General features: G+C 60.7%; 6 protein-coding genes. 2 read left to right on the top strand and 4 right to left on the bottom strand.

The genetic code is table 11. The features are described 5' to 3' along the window. Positions 1–292 precede the first annotated feature (292 nt). Together SBI19_RS29110 and SBI19_RS29105 are read left to right on the top strand one after the other, a co-directional pair. On the top strand, positions 293–1,018 hold the full coding sequence (locus tag SBI19_RS29110; RefSeq protein ID WP_317973032.1) for a glycosyltransferase: 726 nt from the start codon (positions 293–295) through the stop codon (positions 1,016–1,018). A gap of 5 nt (positions 1,019–1,023) precedes the next feature. Continuing rightward, positions 1,024–2,163, top strand: a complete 1,140-nt coding sequence (locus SBI19_RS29105) for a glycosyltransferase family 4 protein (RefSeq protein WP_317973031.1) — start codon at positions 1,024–1,026, stop codon at positions 2,161–2,163. Positions 2,164–2,173: 10 nt separating this feature from the next. Here SBI19_RS29105 and SBI19_RS29100 read toward each other — a convergent pair whose 3' ends face one another. From SBI19_RS29100 to SBI19_RS29085, 4 genes are all read right to left on the bottom strand, one after another. Then, positions 2,174–4,168 carry a tetratricopeptide repeat-containing glycosyltransferase family 2 protein gene (locus SBI19_RS29100; RefSeq protein WP_317973030.1) on the bottom strand — a complete coding sequence of 665 codons (1,995 nt, stop codon included), beginning with the start codon at positions 4,166–4,168 and terminating at the stop codon, positions 2,174–2,176. Beyond that, positions 4,165–6,264: a tetratricopeptide repeat-containing glycosyltransferase family 2 protein gene (locus tag SBI19_RS29095; RefSeq protein WP_317973029.1), complete on the bottom strand. Its 2,100-nt coding sequence runs from the start codon at positions 6,262–6,264 to the stop codon at positions 4,165–4,167. The genes SBI19_RS29100 and SBI19_RS29095 overlap by 4 nt, the downstream gene beginning before the upstream one ends. Continuing rightward, a complete protein-coding gene (locus tag SBI19_RS29090) occupies positions 6,215–8,296 on the bottom strand; it encodes a TPR domain-containing glycosyltransferase (protein ID WP_317973028.1) in 2,082 nt (693 codons plus the stop codon). Before SBI19_RS29090 ends, SBI19_RS29095 begins: the two co-directional genes overlap by 50 nt. 18 nt (positions 8,297–8,314) lie before the next feature. Beyond that, on the bottom strand, positions 8,315–8,744 hold a 430-nt coding region (locus SBI19_RS29085; RefSeq protein ID WP_317973027.1), incomplete at its 5' end, for a DUF6385 domain-containing protein.

Raw genomic sequence — 8,744 nt, 5'->3', positions numbered from 1 at the left:
TCATATGGTGCATTTCTGCACCTTATGGCTCGCACACCGACGCCGACCGCCTCATATGGTGCATTTCTGCACCTTATGGCTCGCACACCGACGGACGCGGCCTCATATGGTGCATTTCTGCACCTTATTGCTCGCACACCAGCGCCGACCGCCCTCATATGGTGCATTTCTGCACCTTATGGCTCACGCACCGACACCAACCGCCTCATATGGCGCATTTCTGCACCTTATGGCTCGTACACCGACGGACGCGGCCTCACCACACATAACAAACCAACTGGGAGGGTTCAGCATGCAAAGTCTGCGCAAAGCTTCCGGCAACAAGCTGACCGCAATGATGCAGGTGCGCAACGAACGCGGACGCTATCTGGAAGCTTCGCTTGCGCAGCTGTCCGACGTCGTCGACGAGATCGTCATCGTTGATGATGCGAGTACGGACGGTACGCCTGAGCTATGCCGCGCGTTTCCGAAAGTCGTCCGCCTCGTCGAGCTGCGGCGGCCGCTGTTCGGCGAAGAGTGGAAGCTCCGCTCGCTGCTATGGGAGACGGCCGTGTCGACCGATCCCGATTGGCTGCTGGCCATTGATGCGGATGAGTTTCTCGAGCGCCGCACCATTCGCAGCATTCGAGAGCTGATCGATCAGGACCAATATGATTGGGCAGCGCTGCGGATGTTCGATTTTTGGGGATCGCTGACGCACTACCGGGACGATCTGTGGTGGAATTTGCACCGCCGCCACACGATGATGCTCGCCCGCTATTTGCCTGGTTACCATTATGCATATCCTAAATGGGACCACCACGTCCCTCGACTCCCCTTCACCTGTGCCGCACTGCCAGGGCTGCGTTCGGAGCTGCGCGTGAAGCATTGGGGGTGGGCTGGCGACGCATCCGACCGGCTAGCCAAATACAATCGATACAAACAACTGGACCCTGACGGCCGCTGGGGCAACATCGACCAATATGAATCGATACTCGATCCAGCGCCGAATCTCGTTCGTTGGGTGGAGGAGGAGTGAAGCGAATGCAGACGGTCAGCATTCTAACCCACAACTACATTGACGGCTACAATCGGCAATTCAAACGGTTGTTCGGCGGCGGTCTTGAGCGGTACATCCGAGAGCTGTGCGGCGTCATCCACGCGATGGGACTTCGGCCGGTCGTCCATCAGCTGTCGTATTTCGAACCATTTCGCACCTCGTTCGAGGGAACGGAGGTCATCGGCTACACCTACGAGCTGGGCAAGGTGGCAGAGGCATTCGAGGCGATGGCGGAGGAGGCGGAAGGGCTTCTTATTTACGCGAGCTGCTTATGGCATCCGATTCGGTTCAAGCCGGGAAGCATCGGAATCTGTCACGGCATCAACTGGGATCACGGGTCGGTCCAAACGGGTACGAAGGATGGGATAGCAACCGCCTTTCGGCAAGCTGTGCGGCAGCTTGATCGCATCGTGTCCGTCGATTCGCATTTTCAGACGTACGCAAGAGCAACCTGTGAATTCGATGATCGGGACAAAATCATCCTGCTTCCAAACAGCGTCGATACCACACGCTACATGCCAAGTCGTGACCACAGCCGCAATCAGCCGCGCAGACGCGGATATCGCGTGATCGTCCCCCGCCGGCTGAGCTATGAGCGAGGGATCATTACGATGATGCTCGCTGCCGAGCAGTTGTTGGAAGCGCGCAGCGACCTCGTCATTGAATTCGCCGGCGAGCTCGTCGACGGAACGAATATTGCGGATGCGTTCCGCTTATGGTACGATACGCATCCTGCCAAGAAGCGCATCGAGCAGCGTGCCTATTCGATGGACGAGATGCGCCAAGCCTATGCGGGAGCGGACATCGCGGTTATCCCGACGATTTTCTCAGAGGGAACCTCGTTAGCGTGTCTAGAGGCGATGAGCTGCGGCGTGCCTGTCGTGGCAACGAACGTCGGCGGCTTGAACGACCTCGTGATCGACGGACTGAACGGTCGGCGCGTGCCGCCGGATTCGACCGCGATCGCCGATGCCGTCATCCAACTGCTGAGTGACAAGCCGCTCCGCCGCAAGTTCAGCAAGCTCGGCCGCGAAACGGCGCTGGCATTCGATATCGGCCGCTGGCGCGAGCGCTGGACAGCCGTCATTGCGCAGCAGCTTGTAACGCACGTCGCCCCTCTATAAAATAAAACCCTCACGGCGGATAAAGCGCCGCGAGGCCGATAAGCCGCAGCTCGCTGCAGCACCGCAGCGACTGCGCCTTCACAGGCGGCGCTGCCAACGCGCCGCCTGCGCCAAGGGCGCCGCCCGCGAGCGCCTCGCTCGCCCGCGCGGCAAAAGCAGCCGCAAGGGCCGACGCTGCCGCTCGCCCTTGCACCGGATGCGCCGCCGCGGAGCGGGCGGCGGCGAAGCAATCGCACGCTTCGCGCCAGCGACCGGCTGCGGCAGCCAGCAGCCCCGCGGCCAGCTCAGCTGCGAACGGCGCGCCTGCTATCCTAGGCTGCGCCATCAACAACATCGCCGCTGCCTCTGCGCCATCGCGCGCCGGCTCGCCTTCACGAGCCAACTGCTCCACACCGCGGAGCATCGCACCGCACTGCAGCAGATGCGGCAGCGGACGCTCCGTACCGCTCTTACCGGCGGCCCTATTCCACCATCCTGCCCAATCGCCCGCAAGCAGCATCACCTCGTCAGACACCGCTCCCATCTGTTCACCGCTGCGTCCCTGCCGAGCCCAATCCAGCACCGCTTGAAGTCCCGCCAACTTATCGTCCGGAATACAAGGCCGCGCCTCGCTCCAGCAGCGTTCAGCATCTGCCAGATTACCCTGCTGCAGCCTGAGCCATCCAAGCAGACTCAACCCCTGCTCGCCCGTTCCCTCGACCAATCGCTCGATGTAGGGTCCAACGGTCGCGGTCTCGTGCATCTGAAGCAGCAGCTGCGCAACTCGCAGGCACTCTCGTGCCAATATCCGCTGATTCCCGCCAGCTTCCGCTTCATCTCGCAGCGCCAGCAGATGTTCCGCCGCACGCTCCCACATTTCTCTTATGGTGTCCCCCGTCTCGCCCTGGGCCGCCTGATAAAGCGCCAACAGCCGAACCCACGCGCGCTCCAGTCCCGGACGCTCGTCAAGCGCAGCTGCGTAATAAGCTGCCGCTGCCCGCCACTCATATAATCGCTCGCATGCCGCGCCGGCATCGCACATCGTCCGATAGCCGCCTGCGCCTTCCACCGTCGAATAATAAGGCGCTGCCGGGCCTATAGCTATCGCTTGTTGCAGCATCTGCAAAGCTGTTCGCGCATCATCCCGCTCCATATGAACAGCCGCCAACGCCTCATATAGGTCTGGAAAATCCGCATACCTCTGCAATCCCGCTTCTGCTGCCTCGATCGCTTCATCAAGGTGCCCTGCCATCCGATACGCAATAGACAGCTTCAAATAAACGTCGGATGCGAATCCGAACGTATCATCCAACTGCCCCGCCAGCGGCTGCAGCCAAGTCGCCGCCTCCAGCCAGCGTCCCGCTCCGAGCAGTTCGGTTCCCGCCGCATAACGCAGCAAAGGATCGCTTGGGTTACTCACCAACGCTTTGGTCAGCAGCCGGGTGTTTCGCTCGGTTTTCCGCCGCCTTTCAACAACATCGGACCGATATCCCTCATGAAGGATCGTAAGTGGTGCGATCTCAAGCGGTCGCCCCTGTAAGGCAGCAACAGCTGTCGTGCACTCTTCGTGGATGATGCCGGCGAACCGAATTCGCGCATCATTGCGGAACAACCGGCAGACCGCATCGGTCACGGCGGCCCCTTCCCGCTCCGCACCCGTAGGCGCAAGGCTGCTGATGAGCCGCAAGTAATACCCCCACTGCCCCTCTGCACAGAGCAGCTTCTCCCATTCCTCCACCGCTGAGGGCGCCAACCGTTCATCTGCGTCGAGCATCAATATCCACGGCTCAGATGCTAGCGAAAGCACTTCGTTGCGTGCGGCAGCAAAATCGTCCGTCCACTCCCGCTTCACCACTCTGGCACCAAGCGACTGCGCAATAGCCATCGTCCGATCCGTTGATCCGGTGTCACATACGATAATTTCCGTTACATATGGCAGAGCTGACAACAAACACGTTTCGATGTACGCTTCCTCATTCCGCACGATCATGCAGAGCGACACGCCTGGCAGTCCCGTCCGCGTCATCTGCTAATCGCCTCGCTCGCAGCCGGCGAGCAGCAGCCGGCGAGCAGCAGCCGAGCCGAGCGCAGCACTTGCCGGGCAGCCGACGAAGCCGAGCGGGCAGCCAGCAGCTGCTCAGCTTCACGCAAGCGATAGTCCGCATAGGCGGATAGAGCAGCTGAGCCGCATTGAGCGGCCTCGTCACAGCCGTCCGATACATTGACCAATGCATGCCTTAACGTCCGCTCCAACAATGCTGAATCCTTCATTTTGACGGCTCCTGTCATGAGGGTAGCAAGCCCATAATCCGCCGTAGATGCCTTATCGCTCTTCACTTCCACTTGCAGCGTCGGTGCCGAAGCAGGCGCAGACGCCTCGCTAAAACCTTCCTTGACAAGCTGCAACCATCGCTGCAGCGACGCCAAACTTTCGTAGGCGACTGCCGCAGAATAGCCGCTTCCCCCCGCTCCCGTTTCTGCACCTGCTCCTGTTTTTGCCTCTGCTCCTGCTTCTTTTTCTAGGCTCGCGTCTGCTCCCGCTCTTGTCTCTCCTCTTGTCTCTCCCCTTGTCTCTGCTCCTGCTTCTGATCCTACGCCCGCGTCCGTTCCCATTCCTGTACCTGCAACTGCTCCTATTCCTGCCTCTGCTCCTGCCTCTCTCCCCGCTCCCGTTCTTGTCCCCATCCCTGTCTCAACCCTTGTATCCGCCCCTGCTCTTATCCCCTTCTCACCCGCATTAGAACGAGCCCTCAACGCTCGCGCCACCCTGCGCCTCGCCTCTGCCCAATGCCCTTCCGCCGCAGCGTGAGAAGCCTCCGCAAGCGCCAGCCATGCCGAAGACGCCGTTCCCCACGCCGGCTCTGCCGCTCTGCGCCGAAGCCAGATGACAGCCTCCGCGGTACAGCCGCTGTCGAGCAGCGCCGCGGCGATTTTGACACTGGCCTCTTCCGTCGACACGGTGAACCGGCGCTCGATCAGCACCGGAAGCTCGCTCCCGCGGCCAACGACGCGAAGCATGCGACACAGCCGATACAGCGGCGGCATGAGACTGGGCTTCATGGACAGCGTCTCACTATACCAATAGGCTGCCGCATCGTAGCTGCCCGCCGTCTCGTACAGCATGCCGAGCAAATAAGCGGTCCGATGCGAGCCCATGCCCTCCTCCGTATGATAAATCCCTTTCGGTTGACCAAGCCGAAGCGCATAGCAGGCCGCCATGATCGCACGATGGCGCCGCCCGATCCGCGACATGGACTCCGCAAGCGTATGCCACAAGTCGGCATAATCGCTGAACAGCCGAACGCCCTCCTCAGCAACGGACGCCGCTTCCTTCCACCGGCCCAATGTCTGCAGACTCCGCACCTCATATTTGAACACGAGATGCGCGTAGCTAAGCTGCGTGAAGGCTGGCGACCCCTTCGCCTCGCGGAACGACTCCAGCGCATCTTGCGGCATGCCCGCGCGAAGATATTCCACTCCGAGGTTATACCGATGAAACGGATTGTCCGGCTCTTCCTCCACCGCTTGCAGCAGCAGACGCATATTGCGCCGTATTTTATCCTTCTCCGCTACGACCGACGGCCGATAACCATAATGACGGATAACCGCATCTCCCAGCGCCAGCCGCGCATTCGGATTGGCCCGCAGGATGGAAAGCGCAATCTGCTCATGGATCCGCCCTTCGAATCGGTGTTTCCGATCGTTGCGGAACAACCTCAGCACCGGGTTGATCGTAACGCCGTCCTCCTCATCCGCGCCAAGCATATTCCACACCGGCAGCAGCCATCCCGCCACCGATTGCCCATGAAGCGCAAGCGAGCGAAGGCCGGCCGCCGTTCCTTGCGACAGCTCTTCATCCGCATCGAGAATAAGAACCCACTCTCCCTGCGCTTCGTCCAAACCTGCATTACGAGCGGCTGCAAAATCACCTGTCCACGCCCGTTCGATCACCTTCGCGCCATAACGGCGTGCCACACCAGCGGTTCCATCGGCAGAGCTTGCATCGACGACGACGATCGCTTCATCGACAACCCCCTGCGCACTGCGAAGACAGCGCGCAAGCCCCTGCTCATCATCTCTCACGATCATGCATAAGGAAATCAGCTTCCGCCGCGCCGCCATCGCTCATTCGCCTCCTCTGCGCGCCGCTGCGCGTCGTTCGCCAGCCCAGACTTTCCAGCCGGACAGCCGCCATCTGAAGCCTCTTCCGTTCCTCGGTCAGCCACGCGGCCGCCGATCGTTCCTCTTCGCGCTCCAGCAGCGCCTGCGCAGCAAGCCGTATGCTCGCGGATGCTGCACCAAGCTGCGCATGCTCATCATCCGGTTGATGCTGCACGGCCCGCTCATACAGTGACAGCGCTTCGCTGTACAGCTGTCTGCCGTACAGCATTTCACCAAGCGTTCGCAGCCCCAATGCTCCTAATCGGCTCGTTCCCATGATGCGAAGCAGACGATCTGCTGCAGCGGTCGTGTACCCATGGCGATGAAGGGACACGGCGAACAGCTCCTCGGATTTGCCCGCAAGCCGCTCCGCAATGCGCAGCAGACCGTGCGATACCGCTCGATCCATGAGCGATGCTGCTCCATCCTCAGCGTTTGCTGCTCCTGCCGCTTCTCCCGATGCGTCCACCCCAGCATGACCAAGCAGCCGCTTCTCTGCCGCCTGACACAGCTGCAGCGTGGAATGATCGAGCAGTTGCTCCGCTATCGGCGGCATGCGCCGCCCCTCCATCCAACAGCAGAGCGACCAATCCAAACCGGCGGTCCTCGGCAGCTGCTCCGATGTGCTAGTCATTCCTGCGAGCAGCTCAGATGCCTCCGCATACTGACCCGTTCGAATGAGACACGCCGAGAATGACGTCATCGCATCAATAGGGATAGTAAATCCCGCAGCCGCCTGCCGCCACAGCGGAACGGCCGACGAATAAGCGCCTATGAGCGTCAGGGAATGCGCGAGTGAACGCAGCCGCTGTCCAAACCCTTCCCCTGCCTCTCCAGTGCCGACTCCCTCATCCCCTAGACCCGCATATCTAACAAGTGTCTGAACGATCGCGCTGTCGCTGCCACCCGCTTCATGCAGCAGCTCGGCCAGCCCTTCCAGCGCCTTCGGCCATCCCGGCACTGCTACAAGCGCCTGCTCATAACGGCGGGCCGCTTCTTTCTGACTGCCGAGCCGCCGCTCCAAGCCCGCCAGCGCCGTGAATGCCCTGCAGCGCGTAAGAGCGTCCGTTAAGTATGACCCGCCTTCTGCTGCACCGGCGTCTATAGCAGCCAGATAAGCCTGCTTCGCCTCCAGCCACGCACCTTGGCCATGCAGGCATTCCCCGTACAACAGCTGCAGATCTGCATAATTATAGTATCGCTCCGACTCATCGGCCAGCAGCTCAAGCGCAGCCTCGTCTTCACCGCTCGCAAGCATCGCCCGCGCGCTATCGAGCATCAGCGACGGCCGGAATGGTGCATCCGGCGGAACAAGCGCTCTAGCTCGCGCGAAAGCGGCGGATGCTTCCGCCGCTTTCGTCTGCTGACTCAGCGTTACGCCAAGGTTGTACCAATGGAACGGGCTGTCCGGCTCTTCCGCCAGCAGCTTGCGAATGATACGGCCGTTGCGCTCCGCAGTCCCCTTGCGCGCAAGCTCGCCAGGCTCATAGCCAACATGCTGCAGCCGAATGCCCGACAAGGGGCCGTCCACGTCGCGCAAACGCTCTGGTTCGCCGGCCACGAGCTGTTCATGGATCGCACCGACATAGCGGTAGCCCTGATCCGCACGAAACAGCCGAACCGCCTCATGCCGGATGCACTGGCCAACAACGGTACTCTCGATCACAACCCGATACGCCGTTTCCTTCGAGTGGAGAAGCTTGTTTCGGAGCTGCAGCATGTCAGTGCCCTCGGCAAGAAGCTCATCTGCATCCAGCACCAATACCCATAGCGTCCGCGCCTGTCCAATTCCGAAATTACGAGCCTTGGCAAAATCGTCCGCCCACGCCATATGCACAACATGCGCACCACGCGAAGCTGCAATTTGTGCCGTCTGGTCCGTGGAGCCAGTATCCACGACGATTAGCTCATCCGCCCATGACCGGATGCTGTCCAGACATTGCGCGAGACGAAGCTCTTCATTGCGCACGATTAGATGAACGCCGAGCAGCATGCTGTCACCCCTCCGTAATCAGGTTCCCTGTCCGTTGAAGTACACGTCGATCGTCGTCGGGTTGGCCGTCAGACTCGAACGATAGGCAAGACGCGTATATTTCAGAAAACGCTGCGGCACAAGCACATCGACCGAACCGACCGCGATGCCTGTTGTCGTCGAAGTGTCCGCATACCAGTTCGTGCCGTTAGCGCTGATCTCTACCCGCGCATCCGCTCGGTTCACACCCGGACCAACGTTATACACGAAGAACGAGTACGTACCGAACACACTTGTCGTTACCGTCGCAAGTCCCGTATACGTATTGCCCGTTGCTACGCCAAGATTGCTGATCTCTTGGAAGCTCTTCTGCGAAATGGACGTTACGCTGCTCAGCGTACCTGCTGTAATCGTCGCTCCCAGCACACTGTTGATCGTGCCTGCCGTAATCGTCGCTCCCAGCACACTG

The organism is Paenibacillus sp. CCS19 (genome assembly GCF_033239625.1).
GTDB lineage: Bacteria > Bacillota > Bacilli > Paenibacillales > Paenibacillaceae > Paenibacillus_T.
The sequence above is the reverse complement of the archived record's forward strand: the minus strand, read 5'-3'. Positions and strand labels throughout refer to the sequence as shown.